Origin of the sequence: Streptomyces sp. NPDC001890 (assembly GCF_042891445.1) — a bacterium.
Taxonomy (GTDB): domain Bacteria; phylum Actinomycetota; class Actinomycetes; order Streptomycetales; family Streptomycetaceae; genus Streptomyces.
Genome location: NZ_JBIATE010000004.1, coordinates 212,245 through 232,146 on the forward strand (window position 1 = coordinate 212,245; position 19,902 = coordinate 232,146).

Genomic DNA, 19,902 nt, shown 5'->3' on the forward strand with positions numbered 1-19,902 from the left:
CTGTCGCCCTAGGGCTTGAGGGTCAGGGTGTCGGTCGTCGACTTGCCGACGGCGTTGGTGCCGAAGGACCAGTCGAGCAGCTCGCCGTTGACCCACTTGTCGGTCTGGTCGGTGTAGTGCGCGCTGAACGCGTGCCCGGAGGCGCCGGTGAGGTTGATCCAGCGGGACTTGTCCCAGTCCCCCACGTTGACCACCATCCGCATCGACGGGACCCAGACGACCTCGTAGCCGCCCGCCGCGTTCCAGCCGGTGGCGTTCACCGCGGCCTCGCCGCCGCCCAGGTTCCACGGGCCGCGGTTGAGGGCCCGCTGGAGCAGGCCGGGGCCCTCGGTGCCGAGGGTCTGGTTCTTCAGGGTCAGCTGGTGCAGCCGGCCCCAGCTCCAGGTGGTGATGTCCTTGCCGAGCTTGGCGGTCAGCTCCCAGCGGGCGTCCTCCATGGCGCGGGCGAAGAGCTGGTCACGGTTCTCGGTCGGCTCGTCCCGGCCGCTCCTCGGCGCCTTCCACCAGTCGCTGTTCTCGTCGTCCATCAGGTCGGCGACCACCTTGTACCAGCGGTCACCGCCGTCGGGCTGGGCGGAGTCCGCGTCGCGCTGGCCGCACTCGCGCACCAGCCTGTCCTGCTCGTCGACCGGGCCCGAACCGCCGGCCCGGGGCACGTTGAGGCACTCGCCCTCGACCCGCAGCTCCTTGGGCAGCTTGTTGCCGAAGGCCAGCTTGAGGATGTTGCGCCAGACCGCGTTGAAGTACGCGGCCGCGGCCGAGTCGGACTCCTGGGTGTAGTCCCAGCCCTCCAGGAGCTTCTGCGCCTCGCGGACGCTCTTGTCCGAGACGTTGATCTTCATCAGCTCGGGCACCAGCAGCGCGGCGATCTCGCTGGTGTTGTCCATCTGCATCTTCTGCATGTCTTCGGTCGAGATCTTCCCGCCGCCCTTGATCTTCGACTGGATGAGGTCGTCGATCCGCTGGCTGCGGCTGCCGTAGCCCCAGTCCTTGGTCAGCAGGTGCGGGTACTTCTTCTCGTCGATGACGGCCTGGTTGGCGGTGACGATGTAGCCGCGCTTCGGGTTGTACTCGTAGGGCAGCTCGTCGAACGGGATCGGCTCCTTCTTCCAGCCGTACTTCGAGGACCAGCCGGGGCTGGGCATCGTCCCGTCGCCGTCGAGGCGGACCGGGATCTTCCCGGGTGCCTGGTAGCCGATGTTGCCGTCGGTGTCGGCGTAGATGAGGTTCTGCGAGGGAACCTCGAAGTGCTCGGCCGCCGCCCGGAAGGTCTTGAAGTCCTTGGCCCGGTTCAGCTCGAAGACGGCGTCCATGGACTTGCCGGGGTCCAGCGCGGTCCACTTCAGGGCGACCGCGTAGCCGTCGGCCCGGTCCGGGGCGGAGTTGGTGACGGGGGCCTTCTGGCCGACCTTCTCCATCTCGCTGCTGCGGTCGGAGACCAGCGGACCGTTGTTCGTCTCGCGGATGGTGATCGTCCGGTCCTTGCCGCCCGCGACCTTGATGGTCTCCTCACGGGTGGTGAAGGGCTCGACCTTGCCGTCGTACAGGTAGCCGTCGCCGGAGACCTTCTCCAGGAAGAGGTCGGTGACGTCCGCGCCGAGGTTGGTGAAGCCCCAGGCGATGTCCTGGTTGTGACCGATTATCACGCCGGGCATGCCGGAGAAGGTGTAGCCCGCGGTGTCGTACTGGCACTTCGCGCTGATCTCACGGCAGTGCAGGCCCATCTGGTACCAGAGCGAGGGCAGCTGCGGCGCCAGGTGCGGGTCGTTGGCGAGCAGCGGCTTGCCGGTCGTCGTGTAGTTGCCGGAGACCACCCAGGAGTTGGACCCGATGCCGTTGCCGTTCGGGCCGAGCAGCGCCGGGATCTGGTCGAGGGTGTCGGAGAGCGCGGAGAGCTGGGTGTTCAGGCCCTCGGTGGCGCCCTGCGCGGTGTCCGAGCCGACGTTGTCGGACGGGGTCGCGTCCGGGTCGAACTTCCCGGTGACCGGGGAGATCGCGCCCTGGTCGACGATCGGCCGGTGCTTGTCGTACGGGTACGCCGGGTAGAGGTCCTCGATCTGCTTCGCGTCGAGCCTGCTGGTCATCAGCGAGCGGTCGATCTCGTCCTGCATGTTCCCGCGCAGGTCCCAGGCCATGGCCTTGAGCCAGGCGACCGAGTCGACCGGGGTCCACTCGGTCGGCTTGTAGTCGTTGGTGAAGCCGAGGGCCGCGTACTCGACGGAGATGTCCTTGCCGTCGCGCCCCTTGAGGTAGGCGTTCACGCCGTCCGCGTACGCCTGGAGGTTCTTCTTGGTCTCCTCGGACAGGACGTTGTCGTACTCCTCCTGCGCGACCTTGCGCCAGCCCAGCGTGCGCAGGAAGGCGTCCGTCTCGACCTGCCCGGAGCCGAACATCTCGGAGAGCCGGCCGGCCGTCATGTGACGGCGGACGTCCATCTCCCAGAAGCGGTCCTGCGCCTGGACGAAGCCCTGGGCGCGGAAGAGGTCGGCGTCCGAGTCCGCGTACAGCTGCGGGATTCCGTAGCTGTCGCGTTTGACGTCGACGTTCCCGTCGAGGCCTTCGAGCTTCGTCGACCCGGTCGTCTGCGGGTACGAGGCCCGCACGGTGGATACGGACCAGAACGTTCCGTAACCGATACCCGCGACAAGCGCCAGCACCAGAACGATCACGATCAGGCGGGCACGTCGCCCCTTCTTCCTGCCGGTCTTCGCACCGGCGGCACCGGCCGAACCGGTGGTGCCGGTGGAACCGGAAGGGGCGGTTGTGTTGGCGGGCATCGCTGTCCTTAGAGGGGCAGGTGGTCCAGGGAGTGCAGGAGCAACCATAGGCGCAGCGCCGGGACGGCTCTGACGCGGTATCGGGATGATTCGAATTGCGTAGCGATCGTACGAATGCTCGAAGGCATCAAGAAAACGTTAAAGATTAGGTAAGGTAACGAAGTACCGGCCGCCAACGGCCGATGCCGAGGGGTGATCCGGTCGATCGGATCGAACGACGTGATCCGTCCGGTCGGATCGATCCCTTCGGTCGGATCGATCCGTCCGTCAAATCGATTCGTTCGGTCGGATCGATCCGTTCGGTCGGGTCGATTCGTTCGACTCGGCAGGCGCACGCAGGGAAGGAACGGCCACTGTCTGTCCACACGCTCAACGAACTCCTGCTCGTCTGCTCACTCGTACTGCTCGTCGCGGTGGTGGCGGTGCGCGTCTCGTCCCGCAGCGGGCTCCCCAGCCTGCTCCTCTACCTCGGCATCGGGATCGCCATAGGGCAGGACGGCTTCTTCGACGTCAAGTTCGACAATGCCGAGCTGACCCAGGTCATCGGCTATGCCGCACTGGTCGTGATCCTCGCCGAGGGCGGCCTCGGCACGAAATGGAAAGAGATCAAGCCGGCGCTGCCCGCCGCGGCGATGCTCTCGCTGGTCGGCGTCGCGGTGAGTGTCGGTGTCACGGCGGCCGGGGCGCACTACCTGGTCGGTCTGGAGTGGCGGCAGTCGCTGATCATCGGCGCGGTCGTCTCGTCGACGGACGCCGCCGCGGTCTTCTCCGTGCTGCGCAAGGTGCCGCTGCCCGCCCGGGTCACCGGCGTGCTGGAGGCCGAGTCCGGCTTCAACGACGCCCCCGTCGTGATCCTGGTGGTCGCCTTCTCCACCAAGGGTCCGGTGGACAGCTGGTACGTACTGGTCGGCGAGATAGCCCTGGAGCTCGCCATCGGCGCCGCCATGGGCATCGCCGTCGGCTGGCTCGGCTCGTACGGGCTGCGCCGCGTGGCACTGCCCGCGTCCGGCCTCTACCCGATCGCCGTGATGGCGATCGCGGTGTCCGCGTACGCGGCGGGCGCACTGGTCCACGGCAGTGGATTCCTCGCCGTCTACCTGGCGGCGATGATCCTCGGCAACGCCAAGCTGCCGCACTGGCCCGCCACCCGCGGCTTCGCCGACGGGCTCGGCTGGCTGGCGCAGATCGGCATGTTCGTGCTGCTCGGCCTCCTGGTCACGCCGCACGACCTGCTCGACGACTTCTGGCCCGCGATCATCGTGGGCCTGGTGCTGACCGTGGTGGCGCGGCCGCTGGAGGTCTTCATCTCGCTGGCGCCGTTCCGGCTGCCCTGGCAGGAGAAGGCGCTCATGTCCTGGGCCGGGCTGCGCGGTGCCGTGCCCATCATCCTGGCGACCATCCCGATGGTCGCCGGGGTCGAGGGCTCCACCCGCATCTTCAACATCGTCTTCGTGCTCGTCGTCGTCTACACCCTCATCCAGGGGCCGACCCTGCCCTGGCTGGCGAAGGCCCTGAAGATCGCCGAGGATCCGGCCGAGACCGCCGACCTGGGCATCGAGTCGGCGCCGCTGGAGCGGCTGCGCGGTCATCTGCTGTCGGTGGCCATCCCCGGCCGCTCGAAGATGCACGGCGTGGAGGTCGGGGAGCTGCGGCTGCCCGCCGGGGCCGCCGTCACCCTCGTCGTACGGGACGGCAAGAGCTTCGTACCGGCGCCCTCGACCGTGCTGCGGCGCGGCGACGAGCTGCTGGTGGTCGCCACCGATCCGGTGCGCGACGCGGCGGAGGAACGGCTGCGCGCGGTCGGCGAGGGCGGCAAGCTCGCGGGCTGGCTGGGCAAGGCAGGGGGCCCGAAGACGTCTCACTGAGAGCACCCCACATCACGGGCACTTTCGATCCGAGGCGCCGATGGAGTCCTTGCGCACAATCACAGGTGCGCAAGGGCCCCTGCCTGTATCATGAAGGGGCTCGATCGCCCCCTGATGACGGGGCCGGTCGACCCGATCGACGAAACCGATCGACCGGCCTGATCGACGAAGTCGAACTGCCGACCCGATCGTCGAAATCGGTCGGCCGAACGATCCACCAACCGATCGACCAACCTGAACGACCAACTCTGCCTGACGCAGAGCTGGCGCGACCGTATGGCGGTCGTGGCGTCCTCCGCCTCTGCTGAGCGCCCGGCATCTACCGCAGTTCCGCGCGAAGAGGACAGCTCTCGGCAGCACCCGCACGAACGAGCCCGCACCCACCCGTGCCGGCCACCGCGCGGGAGCTCGGCCACCAGGCGGCAGAAAGGCATGGACCGTGGCGTCCACGGTCACCGACCGCCCCGGTTACGGGCAGCTGCTGCGCACCCCGGGTGCGTGGACATTCCTTCTTCCGGGCTTCGCCGCACGGCAGCCCTTCGCGATGCTGACCATCGGCATCGTGCTGCTCGTCCAGCACACCACCGGCTCCTACGGCAGCGCGGGGGCCGTCGCCGCCGTGACCGGTGTCTCCATGGCCCTGTTCGCGCCGCAGACCGGCAAGCTCGCCGACCGGTTCGGCCAGCGTGCCGTACTGCTGCCCGGCGTCCTGGTGCACGCGGCGTCCGTCTCGGCGCTGACGGCGCTGGCGCTGGCGGACGCGCCCCTGTGGGCGCTGTTCGTGGCGGCCGTGCCGACGGGTGCGTCCGTACCGCAGGTCGGGCCGATGGTGCGGGCCCGCTGGGCGGCCGTGCTCGGTGCGGCACCCGGCCGCGAGGCCTCGCCACTGATGTCCACGGCCGCCGCCTTCGAATCGGTGACGGACGAGTTCACCTTCGTCATCGGCCCGGTGCTCGCCACCGCACTGTGCACGGGGGTGCACCCGGCGGCCGGTCTGATCACGGAGGCCGCGCTGTCCCTGGTCGGCGGGCTGCTCTTCGCCGCACAGCGCCGCACCCAGCCCACGGTGCGCAACGCCGAGTCCGGCACCTCCCAGCGGCACGCCTCCGCCCTGTCCGTACCGGGGGTACGGGTGCTCGCCGTGGCCTTTCTCGGGATCGGCGCGGTCTTCGGCGGCATGCAGGTCTCGCTGACCGCCTTCGCCGAGGAGATCGGCCGCCCGGGAGCGAACGGCCTGCTGTACGGGGTCTTCGCGGCCGGCAACATGCTGGCCGGGATCGCCTGCGGTGCCATCGCCTGGAAGAGCGGGCCGCGGCGGCGGCTGATCGTCGGGTACGCGGCACTCACCCTGACCGCGTCCGGGCTGTGGGCGGTGCACTCGGTGCCGCTGCTGGCCGGGCTCGGGCTGCTGGTCGGGCTCTCCATCGCCCCGGCTCTGATCAGCGGCTACACCCTGGTCGACGCGCTGGTGCCGGGGTCCGCCCGGACCGAGGCGTTCACCTGGCTGACCGGCTCGGTCGCGCTCGGCCAGGCGGCAGCGGTGACGGTCGCCGGACGGCTCGCGGACGCCCACGGGGCCAGCACCGGTTTCCTGGTCCCGCTCGTGGGGACCGTACTGGCGCTGATCACCCTGGTTTCGCTGCGCTCCAGGCTCGCGGCCGCCGCCCCGGGACGGACCGTGGCACGTGGTGTCGGTCACCGGAAGCCGGTCACGGTGGACTGATGCTGCGGAATACGTCAGTATGGAGCGTCGTTAGCACTCATTGAGTCAGAGTGCCAGGAGGAGCAAGTGCCGACCTATCAGTACCAGTGCACCGAATGTGGCGAGGGCCTTGAGGCGGTGCAGAAGTTCACCGATGACGCCCTCACCGTGTGCCCGAGCTGCGATGGACGCCTGAAGAAGGTGTTCTCTGCGGTCGGCATCGTCTTCAAGGGTTCCGGTTTCTACCGGAACGACAGCCGCGGCTCCTCGTCGAGCAGCACGCCGGCTTCGTCCTCGGCGAAGGCTTCCGGTTCCGCTTCGTCGTCCGACTCCTCGTCGTCCGCGTCCTCGACGTCGGCCTCCACGGGATCCGACTCGAAGTCGTCCGCGTCCTCTTCCCCGGCCTCCGCCTCCTCTTCCTCTTCCTCGAAGAGCGGCACCTCGGCCGCCTGAGCCGCAGCACACCGCACCAGGCTTCTGCCGGGAGCCCCGCCGATCCGTTCGGCGGGGCTCCCGGCGTTTTCGCACACCGATACTGTGACCGCATGGTGAACGCAGAGATCGGTGTCATCGGCGGCTCGGGCTTGTACTCCTTCCTGGAGGACGTCACGGAGGTGCGCGTGGACACCCCGTACGGACCGCCGAGCGACTCCCTCTTCCTCGGCGAGGTCGGCGGCCGCCGGGTCGCCTTCCTCCCCCGCCACGGACGCGGCCACCACCTGCCGCCGCACCGCATCAACTACCGGGCCAACCTGTGGGCGCTGCGCTCGGTCGGTGTACGTCAGGTGCTCGGCCCGTGCGCGGTGGGCGGCCTGCGTCCGGAGTACGGTCCGGGCACCCTGCTCGTGCCCGACCAGATGGTGGACCGCACCAAGGCCCGGACCCAGACGTACTACGACGGAGTGCCCCGGGCCGACGGGGCGGAGCCGAACGTCCTGCACCTGGGCTTCGCCGATCCGTACTGCCCCGAGGGGCGCAGGGCCGCGCTGGCGGCGGCTCGGGCGAAGAACTGGGAACCGGTGGACGGTGGGACGCTGGTGGTCGTCGAGGGGCCGCGCTTCTCGACCCGCGCCGAGTCGCGGTGGCATGCGGCGATGGGCTGGTCGGTGGTCGGGATGACCGGTCACCCGGAGGCCGTGCTCGCCCGTGAGCTGGGCCTCTGCTACACGACGATGACCCTGGTCACGGACCTGGACGCGGGCGCGGAGGCCGGCGAGGGCGTCTCGCACGGGGAAGTGCTGAAGGTGTTCGCGGCCAATGTGGACCGGCTGCGCGCGGTGCTCTTCGACGTGGTGGCCGCACTGCCCGCGGAGGCGGACCGGGACTGCCCGTGTTCGCACGCGCTGGACGGACTCAAGACGGGGATCGAGCTGCCTTAACCCGATGGCCGGGACAGCTGAGGCGTGAGTGGGTGACGGAGTTGTCCACAGCTCCGGGGCTGTCCACAGGCCCCGGCGGGAATCTCGCGAACGGTGGATCGTGAGGGGTGTCCGTGACTCCTCACAGCAGGTGGTGTCGACCATGTTCGCGTCCTCCGCACCGATTCCGTCGTCTTCTTCGTCACCCGCTCCGTCGTCTTCTTCGTCACCCGCTCCGTCGTCTTCTTCGTCACCCGCTCCGTCGTCTTCTTCGTCACCCGCTCCGTCGCCTTCTTCGTTGCCGCCTTCTTCGCCGGTGCCGCCGCCCTGTGGGGTGCCCGCGTTCGGGCCTCTGCGGGTGCGTGGAGGCAGCGGGCACCGGCTGCGGCGGGCGTTGTGGCGGCAGCGCCGTGCCCTTGCGGCCGGGCTGGCCCTGACGGCCGCCGCGCTCGCCGCCACGGGGCTGGGCGGGGGCGGCGCGGGTGCGGGCGGCGATGCCGCGTACGGGGCGGGAGCCGGGCGTACGACGGGGGCGCTGCCGGAGCGGGCGCGGCGACCGGCTCGGTTGGTGTCGGCGCCGGTCCGGATCGCGGATGCGGGGACGGTGCGCTTATTGCGGCCGGGTGACCACGTCGACGTGATCGCCGCCGGTGATGCCGGGGCCGGGGCGGCCGAGGCCGGACACGGGGCCGGGGCCGGGGTCCGGGTGCTGGCGAAGGGTGCACGGGTGGCGGAGGTGCCGCACAGCGAGGCAGACGGCTTCGAGGGCTCCGGGGGCTCCGAGGGCTTCACGGAGAACGGTGCGCTGATCGTGCTGGCCGTCCCCCGGGAAACCGCCACCGCACTGGCCGGCGCGGGCATCTCGTCCCAACTGGCGGTGACTCTATGTTGATTCGCACTGATGACCGGTCAAGTCACCTTGCCAAACCAGAGGATTGGGTGGTTTCCACGCGTACTGCCGTAAGTTGCGGAGGAGTTTGCTCCGCCTACCGCACACGCGAAGGAAGGCTCACCTGTGAGCGAGAAAAAGGTCAGTCTGCTGGAAGGGTTCAAAGCCTTCCTGATGCGCGGCAATGTGATCGATCTGGCGGTCGCCGTCGTCATCGGTGCCGCATTCACCCAGATCGTGAACTCGATCGTCAAGGGGGTCATCAACCCGCTCGTCGGCGCGTTCGGCACCAAGGACCTGGAGGGCTACAGCTCCTGCCTCAAGGGCCCCTGCATCACGGATCCGAAGACGGGCGAGGCCACCGAGGGCATCCGCATCCTGTGGGGCTCGGTGCTCAGCGCCACCCTCAGCTTCCTGATCACGGCGGCCGTCGTGTACTTCCTGATGGTCCTGCCCATGGCCAAGTACCTGGCCAAGCGGGCAGCGATGCAGGCCGCGAAGGAAGGGGTGCAGGAGACGCTGGAGGTGAGCGAGCTGGAGGTGCTGAAGGAGATCCGCGACGCCCTCGTCTCGCAGCGCGGCGGCCCGGCGGGCGGGACCGGCGAGAACCCCGGCCGGGATCACGACCAGTAGCGCGACGCGCAGTGGAAGAACCGGCGGCGACGCCGCCGGACCACCACGGAGCGGGGAATCAGATGTGGTGGGGCGGCTTCTCGTCGAGGAAGCGCGCCAGATCGGCGGCGCTGCCACCGGCCGGGGCCCGCTCGCCCCATCCTCGGTCCGTATCGTCCGCGGACTGCTGGTCCAGCGGATCGTCGAAGATCAGAGCCGGTTTCGGTTTCGGCCGGTCCGGCTGGGAGGGCTTCGAATCACGCGGGCCGGGGGCGGGGGCGGTGCTCATACGTCAAGGGTACGGCGACGGTCAGCGGTCCTTCGGATCGATCAGCCACAGCCCGAGAACGACGAGGAACGACAGACAGAGGAAGCCGGCACCCCACCAGGCCGTGCCGGTGTTGCCCTCCATCCATGCGTCGATGATGACGGTCAGTCCCCAGAGCTGTCCGATGACCACCGTCATGGCGAGGGCCAGCCGGGCCGTCAGTTTCGAGGACCGCTCGGGCTCCTGGTCGGTACCGGCCCCCGGGCCGGGGCCGGTGTGGCGGATCCGGGGGTCGCCGTAGCCGCTGGTGGCCCGGATCTGCGGATAACGCTCGTGGACGGGCCGGTTGAGTTCGGGGCGAGCACTTCCCGGGTGGTACTCCGGATACTCATGACGCTCCGGGTGCTCCTGGTTCCGGGACTGCCGGGCGTCGCTCATGCCCGCCTGCCAGGGGTCTCGCCCTCGGCTCCGACTCCGGCTCCGTCCCCGATCCCGGCCCCGGCGGTCCCCGGTGCCGCGGCCGCGGGTCCTTCCGCTCCGCCGCCCTCGACGGCGGGGCAGCCGATACGGGAGGCGAGGTCCGGGCGGTCGGCGCGGAACCGGCGGCACAGACCCTGCTCGATGCTCTCGCCCGAGCGCGTCGTGCCGATGGCCCAGATGCTGCCGTCGGTCTGTTCGATGAGCATCACCTTGGGCAGCGCACGGGGCGGCGGTCCGGCGGTCACCTCACCGGTGCGGGCGTCGAAGACGCCCTCGTGGCAGGGGCAGTACAGCTCCCCCTCGGCACCGCGGTCCTTGCGCCAGAGCACGGCACAGGCGAGATGGGTGCAGATCGCGGAGTAGCCGACGAGGGTGCCGTCGTCCAGCCGGACGGCGACCGCCTTGTCCTCCTCGTCCGGGTAGTGGAAGGCGAGGGACTCACCGGGCAGCAACTGCGCGGCGATCTTCTTCGGCGAGGGCGTCTTGCCGTCGTCGGGGTCGCCGTGGCGCGGCAGGATCCCGCTCGCCACGCCGAGACCGCCGACGGCGAGCCCGCCGGAGACGGTCACCACGATCCGGAGGTAGTCGCGCCGGGTGGTGAGGGAGTCGGCGGCGATCCGGTCGTGCAGGGCTTCGCGCGGATCGCCGGAGGGCGGCTGGTCGGTGACGCTCATCGGCGGACGTCCTTCCCGTTGATCTCGACGACGGGAAGGCCGCCGGGCACCGGCCACTGCACCCGGTCGGCGGGTACGACCATGGCCACGCCGGTGCGTACCTCGCTCCGGCCGAAGGTGAAGGTGTCGGCGACCTGGACGCCGGGGCGCTCCGCCTGGAGCTCCTCGACGGTCCCGTAGAACAGCGCCCCGGTCGGGCAGACGGTCGCGCACATGGGGGCGAGGCCGTAGGCGGTGCGGTCGTAGCAGAGGTTGCACTTCATCTGCAGCTTCGCCTGGAGGTCGATCTTCGGGACGCCGAAGGGGCAGGCGTTGACGCAGTTGGCACAACCGATGCAGCGGGAGGTGTCGGCCTGCTGCACCACACCGTCGGCGGTCACCAGGATCGCGTCGGCGGGACAGACCTCGGCGCACGGGGCGACCGGGTCCTCGCAGTGCATGCAGACGGTGGGAAGGGAGGCCACGGACCGGCCCTCGTCGGTGTAGTCGAGATGGATCATCGACTTGCCGCGGTGCGAGTCGCATTCCCTGCAGGCGGAGACGCAGGCCTGGCAGCCGATACAGCGCCCCGGGTCGATGAAGATCGTTCTGCCCATCATGGGGCGGTCAGCTCCTCTCCGAGGTGCCACGCCCCTGGGGGGCCGTGGGCGGCAACGGGTCGGTGCGGGAGACCTGGGTCTCCGGGTAGCCGACCTGGCCGGGGGCGACAGGCGGTTCGGGGACGTCGTCGATCTTCGCGGCGTGCTCGATACGGCAGGCGCACACCTTGTACTCGGGAATCTTGGAGCGGGGGTCGAGGGCGTCGATGGTGAGGGCGTTGGCCGCGGTGGGGACGGGCCAGTGGTACGGGATGAAGACGGTGTCGGGGCGGATCGCCTCGGTGACCAGGGCGGGGAAGACCTCGCTGCCGCGCCGGGTGACGACGCGGACCGGTTCGCCGTTGCGGAAGCCGTGTGAGGGATGGAGCTCGGCCCAGGGACGCGGGGTCTGTTCCACGAGGGCGCCCAGGCGGCGGGTCTGGTTGCCGGAGAGGAAGTGGGCGACGGTGCGCCCGGTGGTGAGCGACATGGGGTACTCGTCGTCGTACGGGTCCATCGGCGGGTGCCATTCGACGACCTGCATATGGATCTTGCCGTCGGGGTGGTAGGTCCTGCCGTCCTCGAAGAGCCGGGGGGTGCCGGGGTGGTCGGTGGCGGGGCAGGGCCAGGCGATCCCGCCGGTCTCCTCCAGACGTTCGTAGGTGATGCCGTAGTAGTCGTTGACGGTGCCGGCGGAGGCGGTCCGCAGTTCGTCGAAGACGGCGCGCGAGTCGGCGAAGGCGAATTTGTCGCCCGCGCCGAGGCGCCTGGCGAGTTCGCACATCACCCAGGTGTCGGTCCGTACTCCGGGCGGTGGGTCCTGGGCCTTGTTGTGCTTGACCACCCGGGCCTCGGCGTTGGCCATCACCCCTTCGTCCTCGGCCCAGGTGGTGACGGGGAAGACGACATGCGCGTTGGCAGCGGTCTCGGAAAGGAAGAAGTCGAATTGAGCGTGGAACTCCGTGGCGTCGTACCCCTCCTTGACCACCCTGTAGTTGGGGAGGGAGACGAAGGGGTTGTTGCAGATGCCGATCAGTCCGCGGATCTCGCGGCGCCGCATCTGCCAGACCATTTCCATCATCGAGGTGCCGGCGGGCGGGAGTTCGGACTCCTCGATGCCCCAGATCTCGCAGATCTGCCTACGGTGCTCCTCGTTCATGATCGAGCGGCCGCCGGGCAGAAGGTCGGCCTTCTGCCCGTGCTCACGGCCGCCCTGCCCGTTGCCCTGGCCGGTGATGGTGCCGTAACCGGCGCCCGGACGGCCGATGTGACCGGTGGCGGTGCAGAGGTTGATCACGCTGAGGCAGTTCTCGACACCCTGCGAGTGGTGCTCGATGCCCCGGGCGTGCCAGGCCATGGCCTTGGGCGCGCGGGCGAAGGCGCGGGCGACCTGGGTGATCTGCTCGACGGGGATGCCGCAGATCTCGGCGGCCCGGTACGGCGGGTACTCGGCCACCTTGGCCTTCACCTCCTCCCAGCCGGTGGCGTGGGCGGCGAGATAGGTCTCGTCGGTCAGCCCCTCCTCGATGACCACGTGCAGCACGGAGTTGAAGAAGGCCGAATCGGTGCCGGGCTTGAGGGCGACATGGATGTCGGCCGTCCGGGCGATCGCGGTCTCCCGCGGGTCGACGACGATCAGGCTCGCACCGCGGTCCCGCGCCCCCCACACGTACTGGGTCATCACGGGGAAGCACTCGCCGACGTTGGAGCCCGCGATCAGCAGACAGTCGGTGAGCAGGATGTCGGAGAAGGGGTTGCCGGCCCGGTCGATGCCGAAGGCGAGCTTGTTGGCGCCCGCGGCACTGACCATGCAGAGCCGGCCGTTGTAGTCGACGTGCCGGGACTTGAGGGCGACCCGGGCGAACTTGCCGACCAGATAGGTCTTTTCGGAGAAGAGGCTGGCACCGCCGAGGAGCCCGAAGGCGTCGTTCCCGTAGCGCTGCTGGATGCGCTTGATCTCGGCGACGGTGAAGTCGAGGGCCTCGTCCCAGGAGACCTCGCGGAAGTCCTCGTCACGGGAGCGGCGCAGCAGCGGGGCGGTGAGCCGGTCGGGGTGGTTGACCTGCTGGTACGCGTTGATCCCCTTGGGGCACAGCCGCATCCGGTTGATGTCGTGGTTGCGGGGTTCGACGCCGAAGACCTTGCCTCCGCGGTCGACGCGCAGATACATCCCGCACTGCACCCCGCAGAAGCAGCAGTGGGTGGGGACGAGCGTCTCGCCGTCCTGGTCGGCGTGCCACCGGTCGGCGGGGATCCCGCCCGCGTCCCGGAAGGAGCGGGTGCCGGGCGGCGCGAGAGAGGGGTCGAGAGGAACAGCCGCACGCGGATCCGCGGTCACTTGTAGCCCTTCTTCACCTGGGAGAGATAGGCACTGCCACGCAGCACCCGCTTGCAGCGCGGGCAGTATTCGGCCCACTCGTCGAAGTCGAGGCCGAGGTCGCGCATGGTGCCGCGGAGGTTCTCGACGTAGGGCCCGGTGTCGATGGGTTCCTCGCAGCGGCGGCAGGCGAAGACCTCCTCGTCCTGCCGGGCGGTGTACTTGAACAGCTGCATGCCGACCGCGGCCGGGCGCTGGACGATGTGGAAGAACTTCCCGAACGGGATGTAGATGAGGGTGAACACCACCGACACCATGTGGAGGACCGCCAGGAACTCGTATCCGCCGCCGTGCAGGAAGAGCGACGAGAAGGTGAGCAGCAGACCGGTCACGGAGATGACAATGAGCGCGATCAGCGGGACCAGGTCGTAGGCGAAGCGCTGGCCGGTGATGGCGCCGCGGTCCTTCATCCGGCGCCACAGGAAGTACGAGGCGCCGGGGATGACGAGCACGGCGGCGATGTCCAGGCCGTGGAACATCAGCCAGCCCAGGAAGTCCAGGGAGTCGAAACCGATGATCTTGAAGCCCCAGATACGCATCTCGTAGCCGGGCCCCGAGCCGCTGCCGGAGGTGAAGGTGAACCAGCCCCAGGTCAGCGGGAAAGTGATCAGTGCGGCGAGGACGCAGCCCCAGAAGATCAGCTGATGGGCGGCCCAGCGGGCGTGCGAGCGGGCGCCGAGGAATTTCTGGAAGCCCAGATAGGTGGCGATCATCCGGGGCAGTGCGGTGGGGGCCCTGCGGAAGTTGGCCACCGAGAAGAAGCTCCGCCACCCCTGCTTGAACAGCCGCCGGGCGCCGGGCGCGGAGACCCAGACCGTGTAACGGTAGGCGACGCCGAAGGCGAGGAAGACGGTGGCGACGGCGTACGGGAGAAGAGCGGAGTCGAAGTTCTCCAGCAGTCGGCTGCCGAGCACGATCGCGAGGATCAGGAGGGCGGAGACGATGACCCCGGCCGCGGTCGCCCGGCCGTTGACGGAGCGGGCCCCGGTGGGCGGCAGGGCACCGGGCCCCCGCCCCGCGTCGGGGGAGCCGACGGGGCTGGTGGGGCTGGTGGAACCGGTGGGGGCGTCCGAGCCGGATGCTCCGGCGGGGCCGGTACGTGCACCGGGTGTGGGCTGCGCGGCTTCGTCGGAGGCTTCTGGCGGCTCGGTCACCCCGTCACCGTAGGGCGGTATCTGATGGTTGGTCCTGATTTACGGCTCGTCCGGGTGAGCCCGGTCGTGCGTTCGGGGCATCCCCCGTTCAGCGTGCCCGGCGCCTGTCTGGTGTGCTGGCTCCCATGCCTGTAATGACGGCTCGCAGCCGTACCGAGGAGCACCGTGCCTCGACCCCGTTGGAACTCTTCTTCGACCTGTGCTTCGTCGTCGCCGTGGCCCAGGCGGGCGCACGGCTGGTGCACGCCGTCGCCGAGGGCCACGCCCTCGCCGGAATCGGCAGCTACGCCGCCGTCTTCTTCGCGATCTGGTGGGCCTGGGTCAACTTCAGCTGGTTCGCCTCGGCCTACGACACCGACGACCCGCTGTACCGCGTCGTCACCCTGGTCCAGATCACCGGTGTGCTCATCCTCGCCGCCGGGGTGCCGCGCGCCTTCGACGCGGGCGACTGGACGGTCGTCGTCATCGGTTACGTGGTGATGCGGCTCGCGCTGACCAGCCAGTGGCTGCGCGCCGCGCACTGCACCCGGGACGGGGAGCGGCGCGTCGCGCTGCGGTACGCCGTCGGGATCTCGGTGGTGCAGTTGGGCTGGATCGCCATGCTTCTGCTGCCCGCCGAATCACGTGGAGCCCACACCTCCGTCTTCGTCGTGCTCGTGCTGGCGGAACTGTCCGTTCCGATGCTCGCCGAGCGCGACCGCTCGACGAGCTGGCATCCGCGCCACATCGGTGAGCGGTACGGACTGTTCACGATCATCGTGCTGGGCGAGACCATCGCGGCGGCCACGGTCGCGGTCCAGCAGGGGGTGTACGAGCACGACGCGCTCGGTGAACTGCTGCCGATCGCCGCGGGCGGGCTGCTGATCGTCTTCTCCGCCTGGTGGATCTATTTCGCCGTACCGATCCATGACTACCTGCGCGGCAGCAGGGAAGCGTTCCTCTGGGGATACGGACACTTCCTGATCTTCGGTTCCGCGGCCGCCATCGGCGCGGGCATCGAGGTCGCGGTGGAGGAGGCCGTGGGCAAGGCCCACGTCTCGGACACGGTGGCCGCCGCCGCGGTGACCATTCCCTCCGCGCTCTTCCTGCTGACGGTGTGGGCGCTGCACGCCCGCCACTTCAAGCGCGACCTCGCGGAGCAGTTGCCCCTGCCCGTGGCCGCGCTGGCGATCCTGGCCTGTACGTTCGCCGGCGGGTGGGCGGTCTTCGCGGCCGGTCTGGTGGCCGCGGCGACCGTGGCCGCGGGAGAGCTGCTGTCCCGGCGGCCCGGCCTGGCCGGGTGAGAGCGACGGAGTGCGGCAGACGGGCGGGGCGGCGGACGACGACGGCTCGCGTGGTGAGGAGCACGTGGTGAGGAGCACTCGATGACGGAACGACCCCGCGGGGCGACGGGCCCCGCCGCCCCGCCGAAGACCGAACCCCCGCACACGGCCGGGCCGCTCGACGCGCTGACCGATGTCGCGGGGCTCCGCGTCGGCCATGCGCGGGTACCGGGAGAGGGCGCGCTGAGCGGTACCACCGTCGTTCTCGCCCCCGAGGGCGGTGTGGTCGCGGCCGTCGATGTGCGCGGCGGCGGTCCCGGCACCCGGGAGACGGACGCGCTCGATCCGCGCAATCTGGTGCAGCGCATCGACGCCGTCGTCCTGACGGGCGGCAGCGCCTACGGCCTGGACGCGGCGTCCGGCGTGATGGCCTGGCTGGAGGAGCGGGGACGCGGGGTGCGGGTCGGCCCCGACCCGGCGCAGGTGGTGCCGGTGGTCCCCGCCGCGTGCGTCTTCGACCTGGGGCGGGGCGGCGACTGGCGGGCCCGCCCCGACGCCTCGACGGGCCGCGCGGCGGTGGAGGACGCGGCGGCCACGGAGCCCGGGGCGCCGGTGGCCGAGGGCAACGTGGGCGCCGGTACGGGCTCGGTCGCCGGGCAGCTCAAGGGCGGCGTGGGCACGGCGAGCCTGCGGCTGCCCTCCGGGATCACGGTCGCCGCGCTCGTCGTGGTGAACGCGGCGGGCTCGGTGGCCGATCCGCGTACCGGGGTGCTGTACGGGGAGTACGGCGCCGCCGAACCTCCGGTGCACCCGGCGCCCGAGATCCTCCGTGCGGCGCAGCAGCGGCTCGCCGAGGTGCGCGACGCGAACGCGCGGCCCCCGCTCAACACCACGCTCGCCGTCGTCGCCACGGACGCCGACCTCACCCGTCCCCAGGCGCAGAAGCTCGCGGGGACGGCGCACGACGGACTGGCGCGCGCCGTCCGCCCCGTACATCTGCTCACCGACGGGGACACCGTTTTCGCGCTGGCCACCGGCGAACGGCCGCTGGATCCGGGGAATCCGATCGCGCTCAACGACCTGCTGGCGGCCGGTGCGGATGCGCTCGCGCGCGCCATCGTGAAGGCCGTACGCGCAGCTCGGAGCGTCGACGGCCGCCCGAGCGCCGCCTGTTACCCCGCGTACAGCGACCTCTACGGCATACCGCCGCACTCTCCACGGCAGCCGGCCGGCGGCGCCCCGGAGCCCGACTCGCCTGCCGGCTAAGGAAGTTCGGACGAACCGACAGGAACCATCTGCGTGCGTCATACGTTTTCCTGAACCCCGGTCACGATGTCGGACCCAGGGACTACGTTATGCACGCAGCAAGTAACACGCGGCAACGGCCTGGAGACAGCACCTTGAGCGATCCGTACGAGACAACCGAGCAGCACCTCGAGCGACTCCTGCGACGGGCACTCAACTCTTTCGACCTGCCCGACGACACGGTCGAGAGACTCGGTACCGCGCTCGCCCACAGCAGTTCCCTGCACTCCTCGCACCACAGTTCCGTACTCCACCGCGAGACCTACCGGCACACGTATCTGCTGTCCGACGGCACCGCTCTGTCCCTGTGGGAGCTGGTGCACGGAGGTCCGCGGGGCGCGACGGACCAGCGGTCCCGTACGGAGCCCGACCTCAGGCATCACGAGCTGTACGACGACGAGGCCGACGCCCATGTCGCCGCCGCCAGGCTGACCGGCAGTTTCGGTGAGGACCCGGTGTTCGGGGACGGCGGGCCGCAGGCCGACCTGGAGATACTCACGGTCCTGATGGCGGCTCCCCCGGCCCCGCTGCCCCGGATGTACGCCCCGGACAACTCCGCCGACCACGCCCGCCGCGTCCTGCGCCGCGCGGAGAACAGCGACGGTCCCGGCGAGGAGACCGCCCGGCTGCTGCGCGCCGCCTTCGCCCACCACATCACCCAGGTCTTCGGCCGGCAGTGCCGGGTGGACGGGCGGGACGCCGGATTCACCCTGTACGAGCACGCCTTCCTGCTCCTCGACGGCAGCGAGACGAGCCTGTGGGAGGTCGAGCACACGGCCACGCCGGACGGCCGCCACATGTGCGAGGTGTACGGCGACGAGAACACCGCACGCGGGGCCATGGAGAGCCGTACCCGCATCTGCTGACCCCGGCCCCGGCACGGACGCCGAGACACGCGGGTGCCCGCACCCCCCCGGGGGGTGCGGGCACCTTCGTCGCTTCTCCCTGTCAGCGGCCGGTCAGGGCGCCAGAGCGGGCTCCTTGGCGACATCGGAGCCGCCCGAGCCGCCCGAGCCACCGGAGCCGTCCGCGACGCCCGCCGCGCCCTCGGCACCGGCCTCGTCACCGCCCTGACCTCCCTGACCGCCCTCGCCGTCCTCCGCCTGTCGCTGCGGCCGCGCGGGCAGCGCGAACATCACCAGGAAGATCACCGCGAGCACCCCGGCCACCCACCACAGCGAGTGCTGGAACGCCTCCGCGAACGCCGGGCCCGCGTCCCGCGGCGCCAGCCGGTCGCTGATCGAACCGAAGAAGACGACCGCGACCAGCCCGAGCCCGAGCGCGTTGCCCATCTGCTGCACGGTGTTGATCAGCCCGGAGGCCGAACCGGAGTGTTCCTTCGGCACCTCGGAGAGCACCATGTCGGTCAGCGGCGCCACGATCAGGCCCATCCCTATGCCCATGACCACCAGCGGCAGCGCCATCTGCCAGGACGTGATGCCCATGCCGTACCGGTCGGACTCCCAGATGTAGATCAGCAGACCGGCGATCATGAGCAGCGCGCCCGTCTGGAGCACCTTGCGGCCGAAGCGGGGCACCAGCTTCTGCACGGAGATACCGGCGGCGAACGACACCGCGATCGAGAACGGGATGCCGGTCGTGCCGGCCCGCAGCGCGCTCCAGCCGAGACCCATCTGCATGTAGAGCGTCCAGACCAGGAAGAAGATGCCGAGCCCGATGCCGAAGGTCAGCTGCACCGCGATGCCCGCCGCGAAGCTCTTGACCCGGAACAGCGACAGCTCGACCAGCGGCGAACCGTCCTTGCGCGCCTTCGCCCGCTCGAACAGCACCAGGACCAGGAACACCAGCAGGCTGCCCACCATCGACACATGGCCCCACACCGGCCAGCCCAGCTCGCGCCCACGGGTCAGCGGGTAGATCAGCATCAGCATCCCCAGCGTCACCAGGACGACGCCGACGAGGTCGAGCCGGAGCGCCTTCGGGGCCTTCGACTCGCTGATGAACTTCCGCCCGAGGATCAAACCCGCGATGCCGACCGGCAGGTTGATCAGGAAGATCGGCCGCCATTCGAGACCGGCGATGTTCCACTCGGTGAGCAGCGCGCCCAGCAGCGGGCCCAGCACCGCGCCGAGACCGACGATCGCGCCGAAGAGACCGAAGACCTTGCCCCGCTCGTGCGCCGGAAAGGTGGCGTGCACGATCGACAGCACCTGCGGAACCATCAGCGCGGCGGTGCCGCCCTGCAGGATCCGGGAGGCGACCAGCATCTCCGGGCCGGCGGCGAAGCCGCAGAGCGCGGAGGCCAGGGTGAAGCCTCCTATACCGATGAGGAACAGCCGCTTGCGGCCGTAGATGTCACCCAGCCGTCCGCCGGTGATCAGACCCGCCGCGAAGGCCAGCGAGTAGCCGGCGGTGATCCACTGGATCGCGCTGAACGAGGCGCCGGTGTCCTCCTGGATGCTCGGGATGGCGATGTTGACGATCGTGACGTCGACCAGGTCCATGAAGGCCGCGGTCATGACGATGGCGAGTGCGAACCAGCGTCGCCGGTCCGACGGATCCGAGGACACCGTGGGCCCGGCTGCCGTGGACGGCAGAGATGAGGAAGAAGTCATGGGAGGAACGTAGACAGTCATTAGG

Annotated in this window: 17 protein-coding genes; 9 read left to right on the forward strand and 8 right to left on the reverse strand. The window is 70.1% G+C overall.

All coding sequences use genetic code 11. The annotated features are described in order from the left end of the window. Positions 1–8: 8 nt before the first annotated feature. Positions 9–2,777: a penicillin acylase family protein gene (locus tag ACFYY1_RS15505; protein ID WP_388585101.1), complete on the reverse strand. Its 2,769-nt coding sequence runs from the start codon at positions 2,775–2,777 to the stop codon at positions 9–11. A 380-nt stretch (positions 2,778–3,157) separates the two neighbouring features. Here ACFYY1_RS15505 and ACFYY1_RS15510 point away from each other — a divergent pair, with 380 nt between their 5' ends. The 6 genes from ACFYY1_RS15510 (at position 3,158) to mscL (ending at position 9,224) form a co-directional block, all read left to right on the forward strand. Continuing rightward, entirely contained in the window at positions 3,158–4,642 is a 1,485-nt protein-coding gene (locus tag ACFYY1_RS15510) for a potassium/proton antiporter (RefSeq protein WP_388585519.1), read from the forward strand. A gap of 439 nt (positions 4,643–5,081) precedes the next feature. Then, positions 5,082–6,365 (forward strand): MFS transporter, encoded by a 1,284-nt coding sequence (locus ACFYY1_RS15515; protein ID WP_388585103.1) that lies wholly within the window; start codon positions 5,082–5,084, stop codon positions 6,363–6,365. Between the two features lie 66 nt (positions 6,366–6,431). Next, on the forward strand, positions 6,432–6,797 hold the full coding sequence (locus ACFYY1_RS15520) for an FmdB family zinc ribbon protein (RefSeq protein ID WP_388585106.1): 366 nt from the start codon (positions 6,432–6,434) through the stop codon (positions 6,795–6,797). Between the two features lie 92 nt (positions 6,798–6,889). Next, a complete protein-coding gene (locus ACFYY1_RS15525) occupies positions 6,890–7,723 on the forward strand; it encodes an S-methyl-5'-thioadenosine phosphorylase (protein WP_388585109.1) in 834 nt (277 codons plus the stop codon). 337 nt (positions 7,724–8,060) lie between these two features. Next, positions 8,061–8,594, forward strand: a complete 534-nt coding sequence (locus tag ACFYY1_RS15530) for an RcpC/CpaB family pilus assembly protein (RefSeq protein ID WP_388585111.1) — start codon at positions 8,061–8,063, stop codon at positions 8,592–8,594. Positions 8,595–8,717: 123 nt separating this feature from the next. After that, positions 8,718–9,224: a large conductance mechanosensitive channel protein MscL gene (gene mscL / locus ACFYY1_RS15535; RefSeq protein ID WP_388585113.1), complete on the forward strand. Its 507-nt coding sequence runs from the start codon at positions 8,718–8,720 to the stop codon at positions 9,222–9,224. Positions 9,225–9,282: 58 nt separating this feature from the next. Here the strand turns inward: mscL and ACFYY1_RS15540 are convergent, their stop codons facing one another. The 6 genes from ACFYY1_RS15540 to ACFYY1_RS15565 are packed head-to-tail and all read right to left on the reverse strand — an operon-like array spanning position 9,283 to position 14,734. Next, the gene (locus ACFYY1_RS15540) at positions 9,283–9,492 is read right to left on the reverse strand and encodes a hypothetical protein (RefSeq protein WP_326766087.1); all 210 of its coding nucleotides are present in this window, start codon (positions 9,490–9,492) and stop codon (positions 9,283–9,285) included. Positions 9,493–9,513: 21 nt separating this feature from the next. Beyond that, a complete protein-coding gene (locus tag ACFYY1_RS15545; protein ID WP_388585115.1) occupies positions 9,514–9,909 on the reverse strand; it encodes a hypothetical protein in 396 nt (131 codons plus the stop codon). Then, entirely contained in the window at positions 9,906–10,625 is a 720-nt protein-coding gene (locus ACFYY1_RS15550) for a ubiquinol-cytochrome c reductase iron-sulfur subunit (protein WP_388585117.1), read from the reverse strand. The genes ACFYY1_RS15545 and ACFYY1_RS15550 overlap by 4 nt, the downstream gene beginning before the upstream one ends. Continuing rightward, positions 10,622–11,224, reverse strand: a complete 603-nt coding sequence (locus tag ACFYY1_RS15555) for a 4Fe-4S dicluster domain-containing protein (protein ID WP_388585119.1) — start codon at positions 11,222–11,224, stop codon at positions 10,622–10,624. Before ACFYY1_RS15555 ends, ACFYY1_RS15550 begins: the two co-directional genes overlap by 4 nt. 7 nt (positions 11,225–11,231) lie before the next feature. After that, on the reverse strand, positions 11,232–13,541 hold the full coding sequence (locus ACFYY1_RS15560) for a molybdopterin oxidoreductase family protein (protein WP_388585121.1): 2,310 nt from the start codon (positions 13,539–13,541) through the stop codon (positions 11,232–11,234). After that, positions 13,538–14,734, reverse strand: coding sequence for an MFS transporter (locus ACFYY1_RS15565; RefSeq protein WP_388585123.1), 1,197 nt, complete (start codon positions 14,732–14,734; stop codon positions 13,538–13,540). Before ACFYY1_RS15565 ends, ACFYY1_RS15560 begins: the two co-directional genes overlap by 4 nt. Positions 14,735–14,859: 125 nt before the next feature. Here ACFYY1_RS15565 and ACFYY1_RS15570 point away from each other — a divergent pair, with 125 nt between their 5' ends. From ACFYY1_RS15570 to ACFYY1_RS15580, 3 genes are all read left to right on the forward strand, one after another. Next, positions 14,860–16,017, forward strand: coding sequence for a low temperature requirement protein A (locus tag ACFYY1_RS15570; protein ID WP_388585126.1), 1,158 nt, complete (start codon positions 14,860–14,862; stop codon positions 16,015–16,017). Between the two features lie 81 nt (positions 16,018–16,098). Continuing rightward, positions 16,099–17,262, forward strand: a complete 1,164-nt coding sequence (locus ACFYY1_RS15575) for a P1 family peptidase (protein ID WP_388585128.1) — start codon at positions 16,099–16,101, stop codon at positions 17,260–17,262. Between the two features lie 134 nt (positions 17,263–17,396). After that, positions 17,397–18,167 carry a DUF6227 family protein gene (locus ACFYY1_RS15580; RefSeq protein ID WP_388585130.1) on the forward strand — a complete coding sequence of 257 codons (771 nt, stop codon included), beginning with the start codon at positions 17,397–17,399 and terminating at the stop codon, positions 18,165–18,167. A gap of 93 nt (positions 18,168–18,260) precedes the next feature. On the opposite strand, the gene ACFYY1_RS15585 is transcribed toward ACFYY1_RS15580, so the two are convergent. Next, positions 18,261–19,877: an MFS transporter gene (locus tag ACFYY1_RS15585; protein ID WP_388585133.1), complete on the reverse strand. Its 1,617-nt coding sequence runs from the start codon at positions 19,875–19,877 to the stop codon at positions 18,261–18,263. Between the last annotated feature and the right edge of the window lie 25 nt (positions 19,878–19,902).

Excerpts from the sequence above, each read along its gene's own strand:
- ACFYY1_RS15505 (WP_388585101.1), bottom strand. The coding sequence starts at position 2,777 with ATGCCCGCCAACACAACCGCCCCTTCCGGTTCCACCGGCACCACCGGT.
- ACFYY1_RS15570 (WP_388585126.1), top strand. The coding sequence starts at position 14,860 with ATGCCTGTAATGACGGCTCGCAGCCGTACCGAGGAGCACCGTGCCTCG.
- ACFYY1_RS15555 (WP_388585119.1), bottom strand. The coding sequence starts at position 11,224 with ATGATGGGCAGAACGATCTTCATCGACCCGGGGCGCTGTATCGGCTGC.
- ACFYY1_RS15525 (WP_388585109.1), top strand. The coding sequence starts at position 6,890 with ATGGTGAACGCAGAGATCGGTGTCATCGGCGGCTCGGGCTTGTACTCC.
- ACFYY1_RS15545 (WP_388585115.1), bottom strand. The coding sequence starts at position 9,909 with ATGAGCGACGCCCGGCAGTCCCGGAACCAGGAGCACCCGGAGCGTCAT.
- ACFYY1_RS15585 (WP_388585133.1), bottom strand. The coding sequence starts at position 19,877 with ATGACTTCTTCCTCATCTCTGCCGTCCACGGCAGCCGGGCCCACGGTG.
- ACFYY1_RS15540 (WP_326766087.1), bottom strand. The coding sequence starts at position 9,492 with ATGAGCACCGCCCCCGCCCCCGGCCCGCGTGATTCGAAGCCCTCCCAG.
- ACFYY1_RS15575 (WP_388585128.1), top strand. The coding sequence starts at position 16,099 with ATGACGGAACGACCCCGCGGGGCGACGGGCCCCGCCGCCCCGCCGAAG.
- ACFYY1_RS15550 (WP_388585117.1), bottom strand. The coding sequence starts at position 10,625 with ATGAGCGTCACCGACCAGCCGCCCTCCGGCGATCCGCGCGAAGCCCTG.